General features: G+C 63.6%; 15 protein-coding genes and 1 tRNA gene. 5 read left to right on the top strand and 11 right to left on the bottom strand.

Annotation, left to right across the window (positions count from 1 at the left end; genetic code table 11):
• Positions 1 to 3: 3 nt before the first annotated feature.
• The 3 genes from secG to IPP68_11085 all read left to right on the top strand — a co-directional run bounded on the left by secG (position 4) and on the right by IPP68_11085 (position 1261).
• Positions 4 to 348, top strand: a complete 345-nt coding sequence (secG, locus tag IPP68_11095) for a preprotein translocase subunit SecG (GenBank protein MBL0350901.1) — start codon at positions 4 to 6, stop codon at positions 346 to 348.
• Between the two features lie 26 nt (positions 349 to 374).
• Positions 375 to 457, top strand: a tRNA-Leu gene (locus tag IPP68_11090).
• A gap of 69 nt (positions 458 to 526) precedes the next feature.
• Positions 527 to 1261, top strand: coding sequence for a glycosyltransferase family 2 protein (locus IPP68_11085; protein ID MBL0350900.1), 735 nt, complete (start codon positions 527 to 529; stop codon positions 1259 to 1261).
• 1041 nt (positions 1262 to 2302) lie between these two features.
• On the opposite strand, the gene IPP68_11080 is transcribed toward IPP68_11085, so the two are convergent.
• Both IPP68_11080 and IPP68_11075 read right to left on the bottom strand, forming a co-directional pair.
• Entirely contained in the window at positions 2303 to 2941 is a 639-nt protein-coding gene (locus tag IPP68_11080; GenBank protein MBL0350899.1) for a ComF family protein, read from the bottom strand.
• A gap of 83 nt (positions 2942 to 3024) precedes the next feature.
• Positions 3025 to 8427, bottom strand: coding sequence for a hypothetical protein (locus IPP68_11075; GenBank protein MBL0350898.1), 5403 nt, complete (start codon positions 8425 to 8427; stop codon positions 3025 to 3027).
• A 139-nt stretch (positions 8428 to 8566) separates the two neighbouring features.
• On the opposite strand from IPP68_11075, the gene IPP68_11070 reads away from it, so the two are divergent.
• Together IPP68_11070 and IPP68_11065 are read left to right on the top strand one after the other, a co-directional pair.
• Complete coding sequence (locus IPP68_11070) at positions 8567 to 9646, top strand: LptF/LptG family permease (protein ID MBL0350897.1); 1080 nt, start codon at positions 8567 to 8569, stop codon at positions 9644 to 9646.
• Positions 9643 to 10725, top strand: a complete 1083-nt coding sequence (locus IPP68_11065; GenBank protein MBL0350896.1) for an LptF/LptG family permease — start codon at positions 9643 to 9645, stop codon at positions 10723 to 10725. Before IPP68_11070 ends, IPP68_11065 begins: the two co-directional genes overlap by 4 nt.
• Positions 10726 to 11113: 388 nt before the next feature.
• Here the strand turns inward: IPP68_11065 and IPP68_11060 are convergent, their stop codons facing one another.
• The 9 genes from IPP68_11060 to IPP68_11020 all read right to left on the bottom strand — a co-directional run bounded on the left by IPP68_11060 (position 11114) and on the right by IPP68_11020 (position 21277).
• Complete coding sequence (locus tag IPP68_11060; protein MBL0350895.1) at positions 11114 to 12802, bottom strand: M6 family metalloprotease domain-containing protein; 1689 nt, start codon at positions 12800 to 12802, stop codon at positions 11114 to 11116.
• A 16-nt stretch (positions 12803 to 12818) separates the two neighbouring features.
• A complete protein-coding gene (locus tag IPP68_11055; protein MBL0350894.1) occupies positions 12819 to 14132 on the bottom strand; it encodes a hypothetical protein in 1314 nt (437 codons plus the stop codon).
• A gap of 28 nt (positions 14133 to 14160) precedes the next feature.
• Complete coding sequence (locus tag IPP68_11050) at positions 14161 to 15054, bottom strand: hypothetical protein (protein MBL0350893.1); 894 nt, start codon at positions 15052 to 15054, stop codon at positions 14161 to 14163.
• 86 nt (positions 15055 to 15140) lie between these two features.
• Positions 15141 to 16397, bottom strand: a complete 1257-nt coding sequence (locus IPP68_11045; GenBank protein MBL0350892.1) for an adenosylhomocysteinase — start codon at positions 16395 to 16397, stop codon at positions 15141 to 15143.
• A 25-nt stretch (positions 16398 to 16422) separates the two neighbouring features.
• The gene (locus tag IPP68_11040; protein MBL0350891.1) at positions 16423 to 17592 is read right to left on the bottom strand and encodes a methionine adenosyltransferase; all 1170 of its coding nucleotides are present in this window, start codon (positions 17590 to 17592) and stop codon (positions 16423 to 16425) included.
• A 70-nt stretch (positions 17593 to 17662) separates the two neighbouring features.
• Positions 17663 to 18742, bottom strand: a complete 1080-nt coding sequence (locus tag IPP68_11035; protein MBL0350890.1) for an NDP-sugar synthase — start codon at positions 18740 to 18742, stop codon at positions 17663 to 17665.
• Positions 18739 to 19671: an NAD-dependent epimerase/dehydratase family protein gene (locus tag IPP68_11030; protein MBL0350889.1), complete on the bottom strand. Its 933-nt coding sequence runs from the start codon at positions 19669 to 19671 to the stop codon at positions 18739 to 18741. The genes IPP68_11035 and IPP68_11030 overlap by 4 nt, the downstream gene beginning before the upstream one ends.
• Positions 19668 to 20249, bottom strand: a complete 582-nt coding sequence (gmhB, locus tag IPP68_11025) for a D-glycero-beta-D-manno-heptose 1,7-bisphosphate 7-phosphatase (protein ID MBL0350888.1) — start codon at positions 20247 to 20249, stop codon at positions 19668 to 19670. Before gmhB ends, IPP68_11030 begins: the two co-directional genes overlap by 4 nt.
• Positions 20246 to 21277 carry a hypothetical protein gene (locus IPP68_11020; GenBank protein MBL0350887.1) on the bottom strand — a complete coding sequence of 344 codons (1032 nt, stop codon included), beginning with the start codon at positions 21275 to 21277 and terminating at the stop codon, positions 20246 to 20248. The genes gmhB and IPP68_11020 overlap by 4 nt, the downstream gene beginning before the upstream one ends.
• Between the last annotated feature and the right edge of the window lie 362 nt (positions 21278 to 21639).

The raw sequence follows: 21639 nt of genomic DNA, 5'->3' as shown, positions 1-21639 counted from the left end.
CCCATGATTTACAGCATCGTCCTTTCGATCCACGTCGTCGTCTGCGTGTTGGTGATTTTGGTGGTCTTGCTCCAGTCCGGCAAGGGGGCGGGTTTCGCCGGCCTCATGGGCGGGGGCGGCGGCGACGCGCTCTTTTCCGCCCCGTCGGGTTCCTCCTTCATCCGCAAGGTGACGACGGGTTTCGCGGTGGCCTTTTTCACCACCTCGCTCCTTCTGACGTTTTACGCGGCCCGCCGCGGCACCCGCAGCGTGACCCAGAATTTGGTGTTGCCGCCCGTCGCGGCGCCCACGGCGGCCGAAGCCGCCCCGGCCCCGGCCGCCCCGGCGCCCGCTTCGACCAAGAAGTAAACCGATTTTTGTCTTGTGCCCACCGTGCGCGGGTGGTGAAATTGGCAGACACGTACGCTTGAGGTGCGTATGCCGAAAGGCATTGGGGGTTCAAGTCCCCCCCCGCGCACGGTGTGCATAAGGCAAATGATCGAAACCCCTCCCCCCAACGCTTCCCGTCTCCAGGGCCATTGACCGCGTGACGCTTCCGGTCAGCGAACCCCGCGTCGTTCACGACCAGCGCCCTTCGGGGCCCCCGTCGTTGTCCTTTCTGGTTCCCGCCTACAACGAAATCCGAAGCATTGAATCCGTGCTCGAGGCCTTGAACGGCTTCCCCGAACCCCACGAAATCATCGTCGTGGACGACGGTTCCACCGACGGCACCCGGGAAAAGCTGGAACACCTGCGCCCCGCGAACACCCTGGTTCTTTTTCACGCCGCCAACGCCGGCAAGGGCGCGGCCATTCGAACCGCCCTGGCCAAGGCTCGGGGCCGCTTCACGGCCATTCAAGACGCCGATTTGGAATACGACCCCTTGGATTACCGGGGCCTCTTGGACGTCGCCCGGCGGGACAACGCCCGGGCCGTTTTCGGCTCCCGCTTCCTCCGCCCCAACCCCAACCTCTACCGCCGTTTCCTCTGGGGCAACCGCCTCATCACCGCCTGGATCAACGGCCTGACCGGCGCCCGCTACACCGACACCTACACCTGCTACAAACTGATCGAAACGGACCTCTTCCGCGGGCTGGCCCTGGAAGCCCGGGGGTTCGAGATGGAAGCCGAGATCTGCGTGAAGCTGGCCGCCCGAGGCGTCTTCCCGACGGAAGTGCCCATCCACTACAAACCGCGCCGCGTGGAGGAAGGCAAGAAAATCGGCTGGCGCGATTTCTTCAAAGGCGTCTTCGCCGCCCTAAAACACCGCCGCCCGAAGTAGTTTATTGATCCGTAATCCTATCGCCTTTTCCCGTCTTTAAAATCCCCCGCCACTGCTGGTTTTAATATTTTCTATTAAGTGTTTCCGGGGCCCCCTTGCGGCGGTTTGAGCACGAACTTTTTGCCGCCGCGGTGGCCGAGGACTGTTTGAGCCCCGTCACTGGCCTTTGACGGGGCGAGTTCCGCAGGCCCGGCAAAAAGTTCGCGCGCAAGCCGTCGGGGGCGACTTTCTTTTGGATACTTTTCTTTGGGCGTCCAAAGAAAAGTATCCCGGGTCCAGGGCGGAGCGCCTGGGACTCATTGGGATTAATATTTAGGATTTAATGTTTTTTCCGAGAAACGATTTTCAAAAACATCTTCCCTAGGAAATTCACCGAACAACTTCGAAATCAGAATAAGGCCTTACGTCGCGGGCCTCCCCGGCCCGCCCCCGGGCAAGGGCCCTTTTTGGGCGCGCAATAAGGGCCCCTGCACCCCAAAATCGCGCCCCGGTCGGCCTGCGCGCGCCGTTTTGGCCGGCACCGCCTTACTTCGATATCAATTGTCGGTGCTGCCCCGACAATTTGGAACAAATAGTAAGGGCGGGGCGGTGGCCCTCACGTGGGCCACACCCCGGCCCCGGCACCGCCCTACTTTGATATCAATCGTCGGTGCTGCCCCGACTCCGGATATCTTAGTCGGGCGGGACGGTTCCCTGTCGGCTACCGCCGCCAAAACGGGACCGGCACGCCTCAAAAGCCTATCGGCGTTGCCGACGCGAATAAAGTCGAATTCTTCCTCAGGGCCGACGCCCGACTTGTGGGCGTCCCACAACGGACCGCACCACAGCCGCCAAAACGTCGTGCTCGAACCGCCTTAAGGGGCCCCGAACCCCCTAACGGCAGGCAAGAATACCGAAAAGGCCTTTGGGGGGCCGGGGGCGGCGGCCGCTGTTTGTTTTTTGGGGCCCCCCCCGCGGCGGGCCCCCCGGCCCCCCCCCCCCCCCCCCCCCCCCCCCCCCCCCCCCCCCCCCCCCCCCCCCCTTTTTCCGGAAAAAAGAAAACTAGGTTTGGCGGGCGGCGGTGAGGGCGGCGACCCAGCGGGCCCCCGCGCGGCGGAGGGCCGCCGCGGCGGCGTCCAGGGTGGCGCCGGTGGTGCAGACATCGTCGATCAATAAAATTTTCTTCCCCGCCACGGATTCGGGCAACACCACCCGAAAGGCCTGGGCGACGTTTTCCCGGCGGGCGTCCCGGCCCAGGCGCGTCTGGGGTTTGGTCCAACGGGCCCGGCGCAGGACCTCCAGGTAGGGCAACCCGGCGGCGGCGCAAAAGGACAGGGCCAACAGTTCCGATTGGTTGTAGCCCCGGGCGTGGCGGCGGAGGAAGTGCAGAGGCACCGCGGTCACCGCGTCCACTTTCCCCAATTCCGGCCGTTCCCGCCAACGAAGCGCCAGCCATTGACCCAGGGGCCGCCCCAACGCCTCCCGGGCGCCGTATTTGAACCGAAGCAAGGCGTCCCGCAACGGCCCGTCGTACAACCCCCCGCTCCGGCAAAACCGGAAGGACCGCCGCGACCGCCGGCACACGTCGCACCGGGCCCCGCCGTCCGGCAGGGGGATCCCGCAGACCCGGCAGGAAAAACCCTCCCATCGGGGGAAAGCGCCCACGCAGAGGGCGCACAGGGGATCGGCCTCCGAGGGCAAATCCCGCCCGCAGACCCCGCAGGTCCGGGGAAAGAGAAAGCCCAGCCCCCCCGCGACCGCCCGACGCGCGACGGCCGCCAGGGTCAGAATTGAATCACCAGCTGGCTGTTGAGTTCCAGGGTCATGAGCCCGTCCTCGGGTTTCGCCCGGTTGTTCACGACGGAGGTTTTGCCGCCGAAGGACAGCCGGAAGTTCCGGGAGATTTCCCACTCCCCGGTGGCCTCGGCCGAGTAGGTGTCCGTGTTGTCCCGCTCAAAATTGAGGCTCGAGGCGCGCCGCTCGAAGGTGGTTTTCACGTCCACGGTCAATCGATTGACGTTGCCGAAGACCTTCTTGGTGAAGGGGAAGCGGAACCCCGAGGGGTAGGACCGGTCGAAGCGGCCCAGGACGGAATAGGTCTGGGTGTCCAAATCCTGCAGGGCGCGACCGGTCCCGTCCACGGAATGATCCAACCGGAAGGTGGCGCTCGGCGTCACGCGCCAGGAACCGTATTTGGCCCCCACTTGATAAGAATGGTTCAACCCCAGGGTGTCGGTCTTGAGCACCCCCGTGCGGAGATCCCGGACGAAACTGTCGGTCCGGGAATAACTCAGGAAGCAGTCGTAGCGGGCGAACAGCGTCAGGCGGTAATCGCCGCCGTTGGTTTTGCTGTCGGACAATTCCTCGTTGAAGGTTTCCGACCGCTTCCGGTTGGACCGCAGATTGATCTGGGAGCCGCTCATCCATTTTTCCAGTCCCATGAATTTTTCCGTGTCCCGCAGGGTGACCAGGACGTCCGGCCAGCTGACCGTGTTCACGTCCCGCAGGGTTTCCGTGTTTTCCGTGTGCTCGTCGGTGTTGGTGTAGGTGCCCGTGAGGTTCAAGGTTTTAAGCGGCTGGAGGCGGAGCGGCGCCGGGATCCAGTCCAACGGCGTCCAGTTGGCGGAAAACCGGGAGGTGTTCCGGGCGGTCAGCTGTTTGCGCCGCGTCGACGCGTCGCTGAATTCCAGGGGGGTCAGGAGGCCGTACATGGCCCGGCCGTCTTTCCGGTTGATTTTCCCCAGCCGCAGGACCTGCAATTTCCGCCAGTCGCGGAAGGCGTTGGACACGTTTTCGTAGGTGTCGGCGCTTTCAATCCGGAAACTGTTGTCGATGTTCAGCGTGCGGAAGATCTTGGTGTTGGGCAGGAGGTCGCGCGGCGCCAGGGACACGAACAAATCCCCGGTGCCGGAGCGGTCCAGGGTTTTGGCGGCCGCCGCCGTCGGGGACGAGGCCGTGGGCAGTCCGTTGGTTTCCGTCCCGGTGAAATTGTAGGTCAGCCGCGGTTCCAGCCAACGGAACATGCGCCAGGAACCGGAAAGCCCGTGGGTTTGCGTGAAGGACTTGTTGTAATCCTTGGTGGCCGTGAAGAGCGGGGCGAAGGCCAGGTCGCCGTCGTCGAACCGCCGGTGCTCGGTCACCTGTTTTTGCCCGTAAGTCGGGGTCAAGGTCAGCCCGTCCCAGGGGGTGAACCCCAGGCGGCCCGTCCAATCGTCGGTGAATTCCGAGGTCCGGGCGTTGGAGAAAATCGCGCTTTGCTGGACGGTGGTGTCCGTGGAGGAGGTCACCTGGCGCTCTTTGCGCTCCGGGAAAAAGGACAAAAAGTAGTTGGTTCGCGTGTACTTCACGAAAACGGTTTCGGGCAGGGGCCGGAAGGCGAACTTTTGGCCGGGCACCAGGTCCGGCCGGATCGGCACCACGTAATCCACCGAACCGGAGTAGGTGTTCCGGTCCCGCCGCTCCTCCCGGTCCGTGGATTCGGTGATGCTCCGTTCCGCGCTGTAGGCGATGGCCGGCCAGGACGGGAACAAGAACTGCCCGTTGGCCTTGCTGTTGATCGTTTCCTCCCGGCCTTCGGACAACACGGACACCAGCGTGGAATCCCCGGTGCGGAGGGCCGCCGGCGTCAGGGTTTTGGACCGGGACACCGTGCCGCTCAAGGGCACGTATTTCCACCGCGTTAAATTGGCGTACGCCGAGCTTTCCTCCCGGTCCTGGTTGACGATGGGCGAGGTGAGCGTTTGAAAGTTCCGGTCCACGCTTCGGAACACGCCGCCGAAGTTTCCCCACCCCTCCCAATTGCCGTCGGCGGCGAAGCGCCGGGCGTCGCCGATTTTCTTCCGGGAGCCCGAAACGTGAATTTCGTTCACCCACACTTTGCTCGTGATCGATCCGCCGGTATTGTTCGCCACGCCGATTTTCAATTGCCCGATCCGGGCCAGGGAGGGCAGGCCCACGATGCTCACCTGGGCCCCGGGGGTGTCCGACTGGGGCAAATCGGGGGTGCCGTCGTTGTTCACGTCCACCAAGCGCAAACTTTCCATGGTCCAGCGGTTGACGTTCCCCGCGGACAAGGGCAGGGCCCACTGGAAGTAGTCGGTCTCCGACCCCATTTGCACCAACAGGGTTTCGCCGGTCGGCTGGCCCTGGGGCACCTGGTAAAAGAAATTCAAGGTCCGGTGGTGGGAGAAATCCCGGGCCAAGCCGTAGACCGACCGGGTCGTGGCGGTGGAGCCGGCGGGCAGGGTGAAGGACATTTGCAGGGCCTGTTCCCGGGTGCGGTTGGAGGCCTGGTCCCCGTAAATGTCGTTGTAGGACGGATCGCCGATCAGCGAATGATAATCCGGGTTGTCGAGATTGTTCACGGCGGCCACGTCCATGGTCGCCCCCCCCGCCACGGTCGCCGACTCCCAGGTGTTCCCCACGAAGGCGACCTTCCCGAAGCGCACCGTGCCGGCCCGGGCCACGCCGGGGGCCGATTCCAACCCCCGCAGGGTGAGGCGAACCTGACGGATGGAATGGAAATCGCCAAGCGTCGTGTTCAGGGGGATCCGCAAAAACCGCCAACCGGTGAATCCCAAATCGTTGATGGTCGAACTCACGCCGTTTCGGTCCACGGCCGCAATCCCGTTGGACAGTCGAAAGAGCGGACCCGCGAAGGGTTTGCGGTCGGTCGCCTGGAGCGCCCCGTCCCCGTCCAAGTCCTCGGAGTCCAGCCGTCCGTTCCCCCCGCCTTGACGGTAGGTCGTCGACTGAAAATCATAGGCGAACCCGATGTCCTCGCCGCTGTTCAAAGTGCCGTCGTCGTTCAAATCCTCCCGGTCGCGGGTGTTGTCCAAATCGGCGTCCTCGTTCAGGGACCCGGCGTCCACGTCCAAATCCACGTTGGTCCCCGCGGCCCCGGCGCCCTCCACCCACAAATCGATATACGCCTTCTTGGAGAAATCCCGTCCGGCTTTGGAGATGGATTGGATCAGGGAGGCCTCTTCCTCGTCGAAGGGCCCCCCGCCGGGTTTCCGCAACAGGTTGTAGTCCACGCGCAGGACGCGAAGGCTTTCGTTCTCCGGGATATCGACGGAGTTGTTCACGATGTCCCGCAGTTTGAACTGCTCGTCGCCCACCGACAGCGCGGTGGGCCGCGTGGCTTCGCCGTAAACGCCGCCGTTCAAGAGGGACGGCGGCGAGGCCAATTGCCAAAAGTCCAGATCCAGCACGGCGCCGTCCTCCTGCCGGATGCCCTCCATGGAATCCACCAGGGCCTTGCCGAAGAGGTTGGGGTTTTCCCGGGACTGGGCCGCCTCCCCCGCCAGGGTGAACTTGAGCGGCACGAAGGGCACCTCCACGTCCGTCACCCGGCCGTCCAATTCCAGCACCATCAGGCTGTTGGGCGTGGAGCGCACGTCGGGGATCAGATCCGTTTTGGGAGCGAAGGTGTACAGGAAGGTCGACCCGACTTTGAACCGCCCCGGAACGATGTCCAGCTCGGCCCGGGACCCGACCAGGGTCTGCCCGAGCTGGCCGCCGAAGGGGGCGTATTCGTAGGTGACTTCGATCTGGCTGGATTCGTCCAGTTCGTCCTCGTTGAAGAACTGTAACAATCCCGTGCCGTAGTCCATGAAATAGTCGATTTCGTTTTTCATGGGCCGCCCGTTCACCGTCACGCGCTCGCTGCCGAAGACGATGTTGGGGCGCACCTGGTAGTCCTTCAAGCGGTAGCGGTATTCGGACAGGAAGCTGAAATTGGAGGTCGGCGAGGGTCCGTAGAGCTGGGCGTCGAACACCACCGAGGACAAGGCCACGTTGAAAACGCCCAAATCGAAATCCACCTCCAAACTGCGGGGGTAGGTGAGCGTGCCGGCGTCGGCGACGGCGTTGACGGCCGTGCTGATCAGGACCACTTTGTCGTTCTGGTTCGCGTCCACGGTGCGGAGGATGAAATTGCCCCGGCCGTTGTCCCGGACGATTTTGATGTTGCCCAGGGAGTAAAAAGTTTTCAGTTCCCGTTGATAGCCGGTTTCCGCGGGGTCGATGGGGGAGATGATGGGCTGGTCCCCGGCGGTTTTGATGAGTTTCAGGCGGCCGGGGGTGTTCAGGTCCGACAGTTTCGTGCCGTCGGTGAAAGTGAAGTCCACGGCCAGGACCGCGTTGTCGTCGACCCGGCGCTTGAATTGAATCAGACCCCGCCGGTAGTCCACCGTGTAGTCGTCCCCGGGCTTCAACCGGTCGAATTGGCCCGTGAAATTGGCCAGGGGCACGACGGCGTCTTCCACGATGAGGGTCTGGGTGAGGGGCGGGTTGTCGTTGGAGGGGACGCGGTCGTCCCGCCACACTTCCTCGGATTGCGGCACGATGGTTCGGGTGGTGAAGGCGATGGAGTAATATTGCTTCTTGATGAAATCCACGTCGCGGATCAAGCGGCGCTCGAATTTGGTGGCGCCGTTGAACCGGCGGGTTTCGGTCGTGCCCTTGGTACGGCTGCCGATTGCCATGAGGGAGGCGTTCTTGTACTGCAACTTGGTCCGCACGCCGAAGAGCTGTTTGGAGTAGGACACGAATTCCGTGGAGGGAAGGGAGAGCGTGATGTCGCCGAAGGCCGCCTCCTGGACGAATTCCCCGGGGTCCCCCTGATAGACGACGGAAATGTCCCGCTTGTCGTCTTTGGTGTCGTCGAAATCCACGTTGACGGTGATCTTCCGCCCCACCTTGCCCTTGATGCGGACTTGCAGTTCCTGCTTCATTTCCACGTCGTTTTGGGCGGCGGGAACGCCCAGCTCCGCCGCCCGCTTGGCGCTTCGGCGGCGGGTCTGCTCCATGCGGAAGGCGATCAGTTTCCGGCCGGAAATGGACAGGCCCGATTCGTAGGGGAGATCGAAGGAGATGCCCGGGGCCGGCTCCGTGGTCGCCGCGGCGGGTTTGACCGGCGCGGCGGGGGCCGGGGGCTTTTCGGCGTCTTCAATGGCGGTTCGCGCCCGGTTCCACAGGTCGTTGCGGTAGGGAAGGGGGTCCGGGGTTTCCGGGAGGTCGGGTTCCTCGAGGGTCGGTTCGCCGCCCAGTTCTTCGGCGGGGTCTTTGTCGGTCAACCGAAAATCCGCCCACGCCGACGCGCCCAGCCCCAACGACAAGGCCCCGGCCAGCCAGAAAAATCGGGCGGCCCGGAACCCGGCGGTCCGAGAGATCGTGGTGCGCATGGGGATCATTCTATTTCTAAGCAACGTTTTAACCAAGACATTTCGAGCCCTACAAGCATAAACCGCCAAACGAGCGATTTCAATTGAAAAATCAACCTGTTCCGGTCGACTTCGGACGCCGAAATTATATAATCAACGGGTGATCCTGGCGCGCTATCTCACTGGCCAGTTCCTTCCCCCTTTCTTCTTTGGGCTGTCCATTTTTTCCGGCGTCCTTTTGTTGGATAAGCTTTTCGACCTCCTCGATCTGCTGATCAACAAAGGCGTTTCGCTTTGGACGTCGGCCCAAATCTTCTTACTCTTCTTCCCGACCATTCTGAGCTTGAGCGTGCCCATGGCCCTGTTGCTGGCCTGCCTTCTGACCTTCGGCCGCTTGTCGGAGGACAACGAAATCCTGGCCCTGCGGGCCTCGGGCCTCTCCTTCCGGCAAATCCTTTGGCCGCCCCTGGCGGTCGCGGCCCTGGTGTCCCTGGTGCTTTTGCCGTTCAACACCCACTTGACGCCGACGGCCATGGACCGGTTTCGAAGCCTCTACCACCGCATCGCCACAACGGACCCCTTGATCCAAATCGAACCCCGCCGGTTTCTGAGCGTCCAGAACGTACGCCTGTTTGCCGGAGACGTCTCCAAAGACCGAAAAAATCTGACCAACGTGTGGATTTACCGACTGTTCCCGGGCTATTCCCAACGCATTTACGCCGACCGAGGCACCGCGGAGGTCACCAACCGACAGCTCTCCCTCCGGCTGGAGGAAGGGCAAATCGAGCGCTTCTCCCGGGGCGAGGCCACGGATTTTTCCCACGTGGATTTCCAGCATTACACCGTGAACGTCCCTTTCCAGGGCGCCTTAAACACCCGGGACCGGGGTTGGCGGGAATACACGACGCCGGGCCTTTTAAAGGAAATTCAACGGCGCCGCGCCCGGCGCGTCGCCACCAGCGACATCGAAGCGGAAATGCACCTTCGCTACGCCCTGGCTTTCGCGCCCCTGTGCTTGGCGCTGGTGGGCATTCCCCTGGGCATGACCCTGGAGCGGGGCGGACGCGGCGTGGGGTTCGGGGCCGCCATGGGCGTCCTTTTCCTCTATTACCTTTTGTTGGTTATGGGTTTGAACGTGGCCGAAAAAGGCAAATGGCCCGCCGCGCCGGCCCTGTGGGTGGGCAACCTGACGGCCTTGGCGGTGGGGGCCGAGCTTTTCCGTCGGCGGTTGACCCGGTGACCCGCCTTCACCGATACGTCCTCTCGATGTTTTTGCGCCCCCTCCTCTTCAGCTACGGGGCGCTGACGATTCTGGTCCTCATGGCCGAAATGATGGAACGCCTGGACAAATTCATCGCCGGCAAGGCCACGGTGGGCGTGGTGGTTCAATATTTGATCGCCGTCTGGCCCCTGCGCAGCCAGGAACTCCTGCCCGTGTCGGCCCTCCTGGCGGCCCTCTTCGCCCTGGGGCAACTCTCCCGGCGGATGGAAATCACGGCCGCGCTCTCCGGGGGAATCCACCCCTGGCAACTCACCGCCCCCCTCCTGGTGACCGGCCTGGTGTTAAGCGTCTTCTCCTGGGGCGTGGGCGAAGCCGTCAACCCCTGGGCCAGCCGCCAAGCGAAGGCGCTTTGGAACGCCGACGTTCGCCATTTAACGTCCTTCCGACCGACGAAGTTCGAGGACGTCACCGTGGCGGGCAAAGGCGTTTTCTATTCCATCGGCCTCCTGGACACCGACCGCCAAACCCTGAAGGACGTGGTGGTGGACGTCACCCACGGCGATCAACCCCGCGTCCAATGGCAGGCGCGGAACGCGGTCTGGACCGACCGGGGATGGAAGTTGATCGACGGTTTCGAGCGCCGCTTCTCCCCCGACGGCCGGGCCCTCGAACGACAGAGCGTTTTTGCGACGCGCTGGATCGGCCGCCGGGAAAAAGCCTCGGACCTCGTGCCCCAGGAACCCGACACGGAAGAGATGAACCGGCACGACCTCAAGCAACACATCGATCGCCTGAAGGTTCTGGGAATTCCCACCCAAAAACTCCAGGTGGAACTGCACATGAAGACGGCTTTCCCCTGGGCCAATTTCATCGTCCTCTTGATCGGCATCCCGTTTTCGTTCAACAAGCGGGGCGGCAAGGTGCGGGCGGTCGCGCTGGCCTTGGCGGTGGCCTTCGGTTATTTCGGGCTCATGCAGGTGGGGCACGCTCTGGGGCAAAAAGACTGGTGCCCGCCCTTTCTGGGGGCCTGGCTGGCCAACCTGGTTTTCTTGACGGTGGGGCTTCGGTATTACTGGAAGATGAAGTCTTTGGATTAAGCTAAATATTTGACCGCTTCCCTTCGGGCGTTCTTAAAGCCTGAATGTTTTTCTCGTCGTCCCGGCGAAGGCCGGGACCCAGTCATTGGAACCGGCGCTCAAGGAACAATTTCAAACCCTGGACCCCGGCCTTCGCCGGGGCGACGATCCGATGCCAAATCCCATCGAGACCAACTTAAAACTTTCGTCGCTTCCCCTCGTCCGTTCTAAACGCTTGGCCGTTTCCCTCGTCGTCCCGGCGAAGGCCGGGACCCAGTCATTAAAATCGACGTTCCAGAAACGATTTCAAACCCTGGACCCCGGCCTTCGCCGGGGCGACGCAATTGCCACCGGGGAACAATCGAAACAGAGTTATTTAGCCCAATACCGGATCGCTGAATTATCCGGGTCAACGCTCGACGGCGAGCTTGCCGTTGACCGTGTGGCCGTCGGCGTCCAGGTGGATCAGATACACGCCGGACCCCACGTCGTCGCCGGATTCGTTTTTCCCGTCCCAATCAAACTCGTAAATCCAGTTAAAATTCTCGGAAATATCCTCCCGAAAACGAAATCCCGAACCGCCGATGGAACGCACGCGGCCGCCGTCCAGGGCATAAATGTCCAATTGCATGGCGCGGGCGGACACCGGCCGGGTGAGCTCGAAGCGAAGGGTCGCCAAGGTCCCCGCCGAAGAACCGGCGCGGGCGGGATAGCCGCCTCCGGCCGGGTTGGGATAGCCGCGCACTTTGCCCACCGAAACTTCCGACGCCGCCAGGAAAAAGGAAATCGTCGCCTGCACCGACCCGCCGCCCACGCCCGCGATGTTGGAAATCGCGAGGCTCGAGGCCTGGCCGTTAAACAGGTCCGTCTGGGGCGAGGTCGCCGTTTGGCCGTTGTCCCACGCGTTGTTGTTCCCCAAATCCCCGCCGTCGGGATTGGCCTCCACCCCGTCGGCTTCCACCAAATCCACGCCCCGGTGGCCGAAACCGTTTAAACCGGGGGCGTTAACGTTGTTGTTTGAAAGCACCGTTCCGTTCAAGGCCACGGCGTCGTCCACGTGCCAGAGAGCCAAGCCCCCCGCCGCCTGGGGCAAGGCCGCGTCGAAGGTGCCGGCTGTTTTCGATCGATATTCGGCGAGAAAATATTCCTGGCCCGTGGCGTAGAGTTCGTGAACCCCGGTGTTGTTCGTTTCCACTGGAAAAAAAGTCACGGTTCCCGTGGACGAAGGCTGAACCACCCCAAACCCCAGGAACTTTTTACACCAAGCGCCCAAATGCGGGGGATTCGATCCTTGCGGCGTCCCCGCCCAGGGATAGTCCATCAAATCCCAGGTCCCGATGGTGGCCAGCCCCGTGGAAGTGTCGTATAGATCGGGCAAACCGAGCTGGTGACCGTATTCGTGGCAGATGACGCCGAGGGGATCGGCGAGGCCGCTCTCCGATTCCGGCACCAGCGTGAATCCCTGAAAATTGTGCCCGTCGAGAACATTTGAATCGGGCATGTAAAGGGACCACAAATTCTGATCAAAGGATGGGTTGGATTCTTCTCCCGCCCCGGCGTGGTAAATCATGATGTGGTCGTAGGGACTGAAGTCGACGGCGGCGGCCGCCGTCGTGGCATCGGCGAACAGTTCCCCCACGCCGCAGGTCACGTCGTTGCCCCCCGAACACAGGGCGCCGCTGTTGGCCCCGTAATAGGCCATCGTGTGTCCCAGGGTGTAGACCACGGGGCTCACGGTGAAGGTGGGGACGAACACGCCGTAGGAGTTCTCCACGTAGTAGTCCTGAACTTGCTGAAAGAAGTTACGCGTCGTGGCCAGGGAAGCCGCCATGGCCGTACCGGAAAAATCCACCCGGAGGACGTAGACGCTGGGGTTCAGGGGGCTGGGCGGCGCCAGGGGCGCGGCGCCCCGGGCCTGGGCCCGAAGGGAGGCCACCCGGCTCCCAAGGGCTTCGCCGTTGACACGGCAGGTGGGCCGGTCCCCGGGCCGATGGCCCCCCGGGAGCGGCGGCACGGCCCCGGCGGAAACGGCCAAGCCCATCAGCGCCAGCCAAAAAAGAATCCTCAGCCCGAAGGCCGAGGATTCTTTTCCGTTCAATCGTGATATCGCGGTCTTATTCAGGTTTGGCCTGCTCGTCGGTCGCGGGGGCGGACGGCGCCGGGGTTTCGTCGGATTTTGGCGCCGGCTTGTGCGTCAGGCGTTCACGGCCTTCGGTCGAGCCCGTGCCGAAACGGAGGGCCAGGGAGAGGGTGTGGGCCGAGTGCTTCAAATTGCCCGCGAAGGCGCCGACTTCGTCGGAGTAATAGGCGTAGTCGATCTTGAGGAGCGGAAGGTCCAGCCCGCCGCCGACGGTCGAATAGCCCTGGTTGGCGCCGCCCCGGAGGCGGAGGAACCACCAGCGGTATTCGGCGCCGAAATGAATGTGTTTGCCCGCGCTGTCGGCGATCACGCCGCCGTCGAAGAAGGTTTTGCTGTCGGCGTTGGCGATGTCCCGGAAATCCACGGCCAGGAGCAAGCGATCGCCCGTGGGGATCCCGATGGGGCCGATGCCCAGGCGCGCGGGCGTCCAGGCCAAGCCCACGTTCAAACGCTGGCGGATGCCCGACACCCGGGCCGATTTCGCGGCGAAACCGTCCTTGGCGTCCAGGGAATCAAAATCCAACTGCGTGCCGCCCGCGTCCATCAAGGTCACGCCGAGATTCCAGCGGTCCGTTGGACGGTAGAGCAATCCCGCGTCCAAGCCCAGTCCGCTTCCCATTTGCAAAGGCGGCGCCTTGTAATCGTCCAACTGGAGGACCGAAACGTTGGGATCCGAAGCCGAACCGCGCCGGAGGTACTTCACGTTGACGCCCAGGCCGAGGCGGCCCGGGAGGAACAGCGCGCCGTCCCAGCCCTTGGCGATGTTGAGCATGGGCGCGACGTCCACGTTGATGTCGTAATAAAGGGAGGGCACCAGAACCGAGGGATTGAACCCCAGGCGGCCGCCGGCCTGGGCAAAGAGGCCCCAGCCCCAATGCCAGTGATTGGCGGTGGGGCCCGAAAGGTAGCTCGTGTTCGGAAGACCCAGCCCGAAGGTGGGCCGCAATTTAACCAGGGTGGTGTTGATTTTATTGGCCAATTCCGCCTGGCGGGCGGGCGGCAAGTCGGTGAAGTTCTTTAGATCCGTCTCGTTGTCGCTCACGAATTTTCCGAAGCGGACGAAATCCTCGCTCAACGTGACGGGAATATCCAGAAGCGTCGCCAAAGACCCCGTCCGCTGGACGGAACCGGCCGGGTTGTAGAAGAAGACGTTTTGATCGTCGGCCACCGCCGTGAAGGCGTCGCCCATGCCCAGGGCCCGGGCGCCGCGGATCTGGGTCGGTTGTTCCACCGCCCCGGCGGACAGCGCCGCCGCCAGCATCGCCACCGACAGGGAGAACTTTTTCATGGAGAGTCTCGCTTTCATGGGAGAGGCCTTAGAGGCAGTTGCCGGCGGAAACGGGGGCCGGAACCACGTCGGGGTTGTCGTTCAAGGAAGACAAGTCGCAGCCGGTCGTCGCGGCGATCGAATTTTTGTAGGTCGTGTAGAGGGATCGGACGTCCACTTTCAAGTCGAAGAGCGTGTCCCCGACCTGTTGATTCAGGACCTGAACCGAAGCGGTGTTCAAGGCCTGGTATCCCCACACCGCGTCCTGAAAGGAATTCAACAGGACGGCGCATTGACCCCCGCTGAACGGGGTTCCCGCGACCACGGCGTAGCCAAAATCCTGGCCGCTGTTGATCTTTTGAATATCCACCAGACCGTCTTTCAGCGGGCGCGTCGCGGCCCGCAGAAGTCGGCAAAGGCCCAGATTGACCAGGAGGTTCACGTCGTTGGGTGGAATTTTACCGTCGGAGTAACCCAGCTGGATGCGCTGGAGGTAGCAGATGGCGACTTCCAGAGCCGAATCCAAGGCGTTGATGTCGATGTTGGCGAGAATGCTCTGGCCGGGGGCGGGAGCCTGAGCGGGAGCGCCGCGGGCGGCCACGGCCAAGCCGTCGGAGAGGGCCGGCGCGCCGCCGGGGGTTCCCTGGGTGAGAAGATTCGCCAGCAATTGGCCGATGTCCAGGCCGCCGTTGCCCATGCGGGCCGCGGCCGCGCCGTAGAGGGCGTCGGAGTTGGAGGGGTCTTGAACCAGGGCGTCTTCAAAATAACGTTCGGCCGCCGCGTAGTCCCCCCGGGAGAGGGCCGCCACGCCGTCGGACACCAAACCGGCGGTGTCCCCGGTGCCTTGGCGGTGGAGCCCCGTGAACAGATTGTCGTTTTTGCAACCCGCGCCCGCGACCAGCAGCGCCAAGGGAACGGCGATGGACCATCGTCCTGGTTTCATAGACTTGTTTCCTCCCGGGGGAATTCCGGCGCGGGGCGACCCGGCCGGCCGATATCCGTCAAGGATATCGGAGACAATCGGTTAAATCAAGTGCCTTCTTGCCAGGAGGCCAGGTATTTCACCTGCTCCGGCGTCAGACGGTCGATGCGCACGCCCATGCCGGCCAGTTTCAAGCGGGCGATTTCCCGGTCGATCTCGACCGGCACGCTGTGGACTTTCTTGGCCAGCCCCTTGGCGTTTTTCACCATGTATTCGGCGCAGAGGGCCTGGTTGGCGAAGGACATGTCCATGACGCTGGCCGGGTGGCCTTCGGCGGCGGCGAGGTTGATCAAGCGGCCTTCGCCCAGGACGTGGATCCGGCGTCCGCCGGGCAGGGTGTATTCGTCCACAAAGGGACGGGCTTCCCGCTTCGTTTTGGCCATTTTGGCCAGGGCCGGGATGTCGATTTCCACGTTGAAGTGGCCGGAGTTGGCGAGAATGGCCCCGTCCTTCATTTTCTTGAAATGTTCCGCCCGAAGGACGCCGATGTCGCCGGTCACGGTGATGAACACGTCGCCCACGGCGGCGGCCTTGTCCATGGGCATCACGGCGAAGCCGTCCATCACGGCTTCCAAAGCGCGGAAGGGGTCCACTTCGGTCACGATCACGTGGCCGCCCAGGCCGTGGGCCCGGCTGGCCACGCCGCGGCCGCACCAGCCGTAGCCGGAGACGACGATGTTTTTGCCCGCGAAAAGCACGTTGGTGGCGCGCAAAATGCCGTCCAAGGTCGACTGGCCCGTGCCGTAGCGGTTGTCGAACATGTGCTTGGTCAAGGCGTCGTTGACGGCGACGATCGGGTATTCCAAGACGCCGTCTTTTTCCATGGCCCGCAGGCGGACGACGCCGGTGGTGGTCTCTTCGGTGCCGCCGATCACTTCGGGCAGTTGCTCGGGGCGCTCCTTGTGGAGCACGCCGACCACGTCGGCCCCGTCGTCCATGGTGATCTGGGGGCGGTGGTCCAGGGCGGCGTTGATGTGCTTGTAATAGGTTTTGTTGTCCTCGCCTTTGATGGCGTAGGTCCGGATGCCGTGCTTTTTAACCAGGGCGGCGGCCACGTCGTCCTGGGTCGAGAGCGGGTTGGAGGCGCAAAGAACCACGTCCGCGCCGCCTTCCTTTAAGGTGATCGCCAGGTTGGCGGTTTCGGTCGTGACGTGCAGGCAGGCCGAGAGCCGGACGCCCTTGAGCGGCCGTTCCTTCTTGAAGCGCGCCTTGATGAGGCGCAAGACGGGCATTTCCCGCTCGGCCCAGGTGATCCGGTTTTCGCCGTCCGCCGCGAGGCGGAGGTCTTTGACGTCGTGTTTCATGGAAGGGTCCTTGGTCAAGAGGAGATCAGACGCGTGCGAGCTTTTTGAGCTCGGCGGCTTTGTTGGTTTTTTCCCAATAGAAGTCCGCGTCGTTCCGGCCGAAATGGCCGTAGGAAGCGGTCTTGCGGTAGAAGGGGCGGCGCAGTTTCAAGTAATCGATGATGCCCCGGGGGGTGAGCGGGAAGACGTCCCGGGCGATTTCCACCAGGCGTTCCTCGGGCACCGCGCCCGTGCCGTGAGTGTCGATCATGACGCTGACCGGATCGGCCACGCCGATGGCGTAGGCCAGCTGAACGGTGCACTGCTGGGCCAGGCCCGCGGCCACGATGTTTTTGGCCACGTGGCGCGCCATGTAGCAGGCGGAGCGGTCCACTTTCGTCGGGTCTTTGCCGGAGAAGGCGCCGCCGCCGTGGGGCGCCCATCCGCCGTAGGTGTCCACGATGATTTTGCGGCCGGTGACGCCGGTGTCCCCTTCGGGACCGCCGACCACGAATTTGCCGGTGGGGTTCACGTAGAACTTGGTGTCCTTGTCCAACATGGCCTTGGGAAGGACCGGCAGGACGACCTTGTGGATGATTTCCTCCCGGGCTCGGCCGGTGATTTTTTTGCCGCTTTTGTCCAAAATGGATTCGTCGTGCTGGCTGGAGAGGACCACCGCGTCGATGCGCTTGGGCTGGCCGCCCTCGTATTCCACGGTCACCTGGGATTTCCCATCGGGGCCGAGGTAGGGCAGGACGCCTTTCTTGCGGACGTCCGCCAGGCGCCGCGTGAGCTTGTGCGCCAGGTGGATCGGGGTGGGCATGAGCTCCTCCGTCTCGTCGCAGGCGAAGCCGACCATGAGGCCCTGGTCGCCGGCGCCGCCGGTGTCGACGCCCTGGGCGATGTCGGGGCTCTGGCGGCCGATGGCGTTTAGGATGCCGCAGCTGGCGGCGTCAAAACCGAAGCGCTTGTCCGTGTAGCCGATGTCCGCCACGACGGAGCGGACCAGGGAGGGCACGTCCACCCAGGATTTGGTGGTGATTTCGCCGCCCACGACCACCAGGCCCGTGGTGCAGAAGGATTCGCACGCCACGCGCCCCATCGGGTCCTCGGCCAAGATGGCGTCCAACACCGCGTCGGAAATTTGATCGCAAACCTTGTCCGGATGTCCTTCGGTGACGGACTCGGAGGTGAAAACGTAACGGTCACGGCGCATACGATGGATTCTCCCTATCGGTGTTCGAAGTGTTGTTTAAAAAGAGGGTTAATTTTACCAATTTAAAAAATCAAATCACCGTTCGGGCGGTCAGGCCCGGAACGGATTGACTGTGGTCCGGCCACCGGGCGCCGTCGCCCAAAACGAGATCGGGCCCGACCCGGCAATCGGCCCCCACCCCCACCCCCGCGCCCAGGACGGCGTTGTCCACCCGGGAACGGTCCCCGATCACGGCCCCTTCCAAAACGATGCAATTCGTCAACCGGGCGCCCGCGCCCACCCGAACGTTGTCGCCCAGGGTGACGCACCCCTCCAAGACGGCGCCCCGATCCACGCGGGCGCCCCGTCCGATCACCGCCGTTCCCCGCTGAAGAGCCGTGCGATGCCAACGAACCCCCGGCCCCCGGACGAGCCCCCCCCGAACCCGGTAACCCGCCGGCCAGCGCCCCAGAAGGTGCAGATCGGCGTGGGTCCGCCAATAGGCCGCGAGGGTTCCCACGTCGGACCAATACCCCCGGTGGATCTCCGCCCGAAGGCGGTAGCCTTCGGCGATCAAGGCGGGAAAGATCTCCCGTTCGATGGAAACGGAGCGCCCCTCGGGAATGCGCTGGACGACCTCGGGTTCGAAAACATAAACGCCCGCGTTGATGGTCCGGCACGTCGTCTGTTCCGCCGACGGCTTTTCCAAAAATCCGATGACGCGGCCGGTCCGGTCGGTTTGAACCAGCCCGAAGGCCGACGGGTCTTTCACTTCCGTCAACGCCAGGGTGGCTTGGGCGTTGGCGCGGGCGTGGCGCGCGGTGAGTCCCCGCAAATCGATGTCGCTGATGATGTCCCCGTTCAGCACCATCGTCGTTCCCTCCAAATGGCCGAGGGCTTTCCGGATGGCGCCCCCGGTGCCCAGGGGTTCCCGCTCGATGGAATAGCGGAAGCGGACGCCCCACCGGCTTCCCCCGCCCAGCTTGGTTTTAAAATGCGCCGCCTTGTACCCGAGGGCCAGCACGACCTCGCGGACGCCCACCCGGCGCAGGGCGTCCAGCTGGTGGGCGATCAACGGCCGGTTGAGGACGGGCAGAAGCGGCTTGGGCCGGGTCAACGTCAGGGGCCGCAGGCGGGTGCCCAACCCCCCGAGGAGGATCAGCGCTTTCATGGCCGCGCGCGCCCCCCGGTCGAAAGGTGAAACCGCCAGGTTTCGGCCAACCCCTCCCGCAGGGAGACCCCCGGGCGCCAGCCCAAAGTCCGGGTCGCCAAACCGAAATCCAAGCAGCTGCGCTTCAATTCGCCCGGGCGCGCCGGACGGCGGACCACCGGGGACGACCGGCCGGACAACTCCCGCATCGCCCGAACCAGCTCGTTGACGGAGGTGGCCTTCCCCGACCCGATGTTGAAACAACCGCCCGAGCCCCGGGCCAGGGCCCGGCGATTGGCGTCCGCCACGTCCCCCACGAAAACATAGTCCCGTTCCTGGCGGCCGCTCCCGAAAACGGTCACGGGTTTCCCGGCGGAAAGCCGCTGGCAGAAAATGGCCACCACCCCCGCCTCGCCATGGGGATCCTGCCCCGGTCCGTACACGTTGGCGTAGCGGAGAACGGTGAAATCCAAACCGTGGAGGGCGCGGTAGGCCCGAAGGTAAAACTCGCTCGACAATTTCGACACGCCGTAGGGCGACAGGGGACGCGGGGGATCGCTTTCCCGGGCCGGCCGGCCGCATTCGCCGTAATAGGTTCCGCCGGAAGCGGCGAAAATAAATTTGCGGACTTTGTGGGAACGGGATTTTTCCAACAATTGGAGGAGCCCCCGGAGATTGATGTCGGCGTCCTCCAAGGGATCGGCGACCGAGCGGCGAACGTCGATTTGCGCGGCGTGATGATTGACCACGTCGAACCGCCCGCGCGCGAACACCCGGTCGAGTCCCGGTCCCCGGACATCGGCCTTCACGAATCGAGCCCCCGGAGGCGCCGCCCGCCGTCGGCCGTGCGACAGGTTGTCCAAGACGGTCACCGCGTGCCCCGCCCGAAGATAGGCCGCCGCCACGTGCGACCCGATGAAGCCCGCCCCGCCCGTCACCAAAATTTTCACGATCCCTCCCCCCGCTGTTCCCGCCGAGCGATCCAATCCACCGCGCCGATCACGTCGTCCGCCACGGCCACATCGGCGGAGAGCCCGGGACGCACGGCGTCCCCGTAACCCGTCCGCACCAAAATGGGAACCGCCCCGGCCGCCCGGGCGGCGTCCACGTCGGCCATCTTATCACCGATTAAATAGGAGCGGGCCAAATCGATATTCAGTTCCTTCGCGGCCCGGACCAGCATCCCGGGGGCCGGTTTTCGACAATCGCACCGGTCGGCCTCCAGGTGCGGGCAGTAATAGAAGCCCCCCACGGCGACGCCCCGCTCGGCCAACGCGCCGGCCACCCAGGCGTGAAGCGACTCCACGGCCCCTCGATCATAGTATCCGCGCCCAACGCCGGACTGGTTCGTCACGATCACCGTCCGGAAACCCAGGGCCGCCGCGCGCGACAGGGCCTCGACCGCGCCGGGGATCCACTCCCACTCCCGGGGCGTGTGCACGTAATTTCTCTCAACGTTCAGAGTCCCGTCCCGGTCAAAAAAAATCGCGCGGGCGGGGGCCCCGAGGGGATCGGGGGGGCGGGTCATCGTCCGCCGGCCGCTTTGGATTCGACGGAGGGTTTCGAGCCGGCACAAATAACAGAGGCTCCTCCCGCCGTAAAAATCGCGAACAACACAAAAGGAAAGGGGGCCAACGAGGCCGCCACGAACATGCCGGACAATCCCGTCGTTAAAGTGGAGCCGACAAACAATGTCCATCCAACGACCGATTTAAACCCGGAGCCGCTCAGTAGAATCAACGCCAGGACATAAAGCGTTCCCTGCCCCAAAGCGGCCAGGAATACCCCCGCCCAACCAAAATCATGAAAAGCCGCCCCGGACAACGTCAAGCCCCCCCGCCCAAACACGCGGGGTTTCTCGCCCGGTTCCGGCCCCGGATTTATACGAAGGAGCCGTGCCCAATGTTGGAGGCAAGCGAACAATTGCCCCGGCCCGCGATCTCGGAGGCTCAAAACATACGCGAAATTGAACACGCCGTGGTTTAGATAAAGCATTACCGAATTGGCGCGCGGCGTCCAGCGACGAACCGCCCAGCGAACCGCGCCGGGGCTCTCCAACCGCCTCACGGGGATTTCATCAAAAAAACCGTTTTCGTATTCCCGATAGGACGCGCTGGGAGCCTCCGAGGAAGTCCGCTGACCGCTGGCGGCCTGGCCAAAAAGGAACAGAACCAACAGGACCGTGACCAACCCAAAGGTTCCGACAACCGTCGCCCCGCGAACGAGAAAAAGGCGCCACGGCAGTTCCTTCCCCACGTAAGCGATGGACACGCCCGCCGCAAGCACGATCAAATCCACGAGCATAAAACTGCGGGACACAATGGCCAGGGCGTAAAGAAGGGCCAAAACGGAGAAACCCAATAGTCCGGCGGCGGCCCCGCGTTGGGGGCCCCGGCTTGTCCATATCCACGCGGAATAAAAAAGGCCCGCGTGGGCGGCGCTGGACATGAGATGCCCCAAAACGCTTTCCAGGCGATGCCACCAGGGCAGGACCACGGACGGATGGATCCAGACATCGCGCAAGCGGGCCCACGTGGTGAAGGACTCACCGTTCAAACAACGCCATTTGGCGTCCCAATGCAAAAGAACACCAACGAGCGAAACCAAGAACAACCCCTTTAAAATACGCTCCCATCGAACGGGGTCGATCTCGGGGCCGTCGCCGGCATCGCCCGGGCGTATCCCAGAGCGGCCCAAGCCAGAATCGGGAACGCGCTCACCCCGGCGTAGACTCCCATGGCCGCAAACGCTTTACCGGTGAATGCCGTAACGCTCACCAAATCCGAAAGTTGAAGGGAAAGACCATGCAGGATCAAGACCCCGGCGCTTGAAACCAGATGGAACACGATTCCACGACGAAGGAGGGGCGAAACCCCGCCCGGAACGCGGGGATGGGTCGGGAGGGGCGCCGGAGGGGA

Source organism: Elusimicrobiota bacterium (assembly GCA_016722575.1).
Classification (GTDB): Bacteria; Elusimicrobiota; Elusimicrobia; order FEN-1173; family FEN-1173; genus JADKIY01.
Note: the sequence above shows the minus strand (reverse complement) of the source record. Positions and strands in the feature narration are given on the sequence as shown.

Coding starts and splice junctions, on each gene's coding strand:
- IPP68_11075 (MBL0350898.1), bottom strand. CDS start 8,427: ATGCGCACCACGATCTCTCGGACCGCCGGGTTCCGGGCCGCCCGATTT.
- IPP68_11055 (MBL0350894.1), bottom strand. CDS start 14,132: ATGAAAAAGTTCTCCCTGTCGGTGGCGATGCTGGCGGCGGCGCTGTCC.
- IPP68_11045 (MBL0350892.1), bottom strand. CDS start 16,397: ATGAAACACGACGTCAAAGACCTCCGCCTCGCGGCGGACGGCGAAAAC.
- IPP68_11040 (MBL0350891.1), bottom strand. CDS start 17,592: ATGCGCCGTGACCGTTACGTTTTCACCTCCGAGTCCGTCACCGAAGGA.
- IPP68_11035 (MBL0350890.1), bottom strand. CDS start 18,742: ATGAAAGCGCTGATCCTCCTCGGGGGGTTGGGCACCCGCCTGCGGCCC.
- gmhB (MBL0350888.1), bottom strand. CDS start 20,249: ATGACCCGCCCCCCCGATCCCCTCGGGGCCCCCGCCCGCGCGATTTTT.
- IPP68_11050 (MBL0350893.1), bottom strand. CDS start 15,054: ATGAAACCAGGACGATGGTCCATCGCCGTTCCCTTGGCGCTGCTGGTC.
- secG (MBL0350901.1), top strand. CDS start 4: ATGATTTACAGCATCGTCCTTTCGATCCACGTCGTCGTCTGCGTGTTG.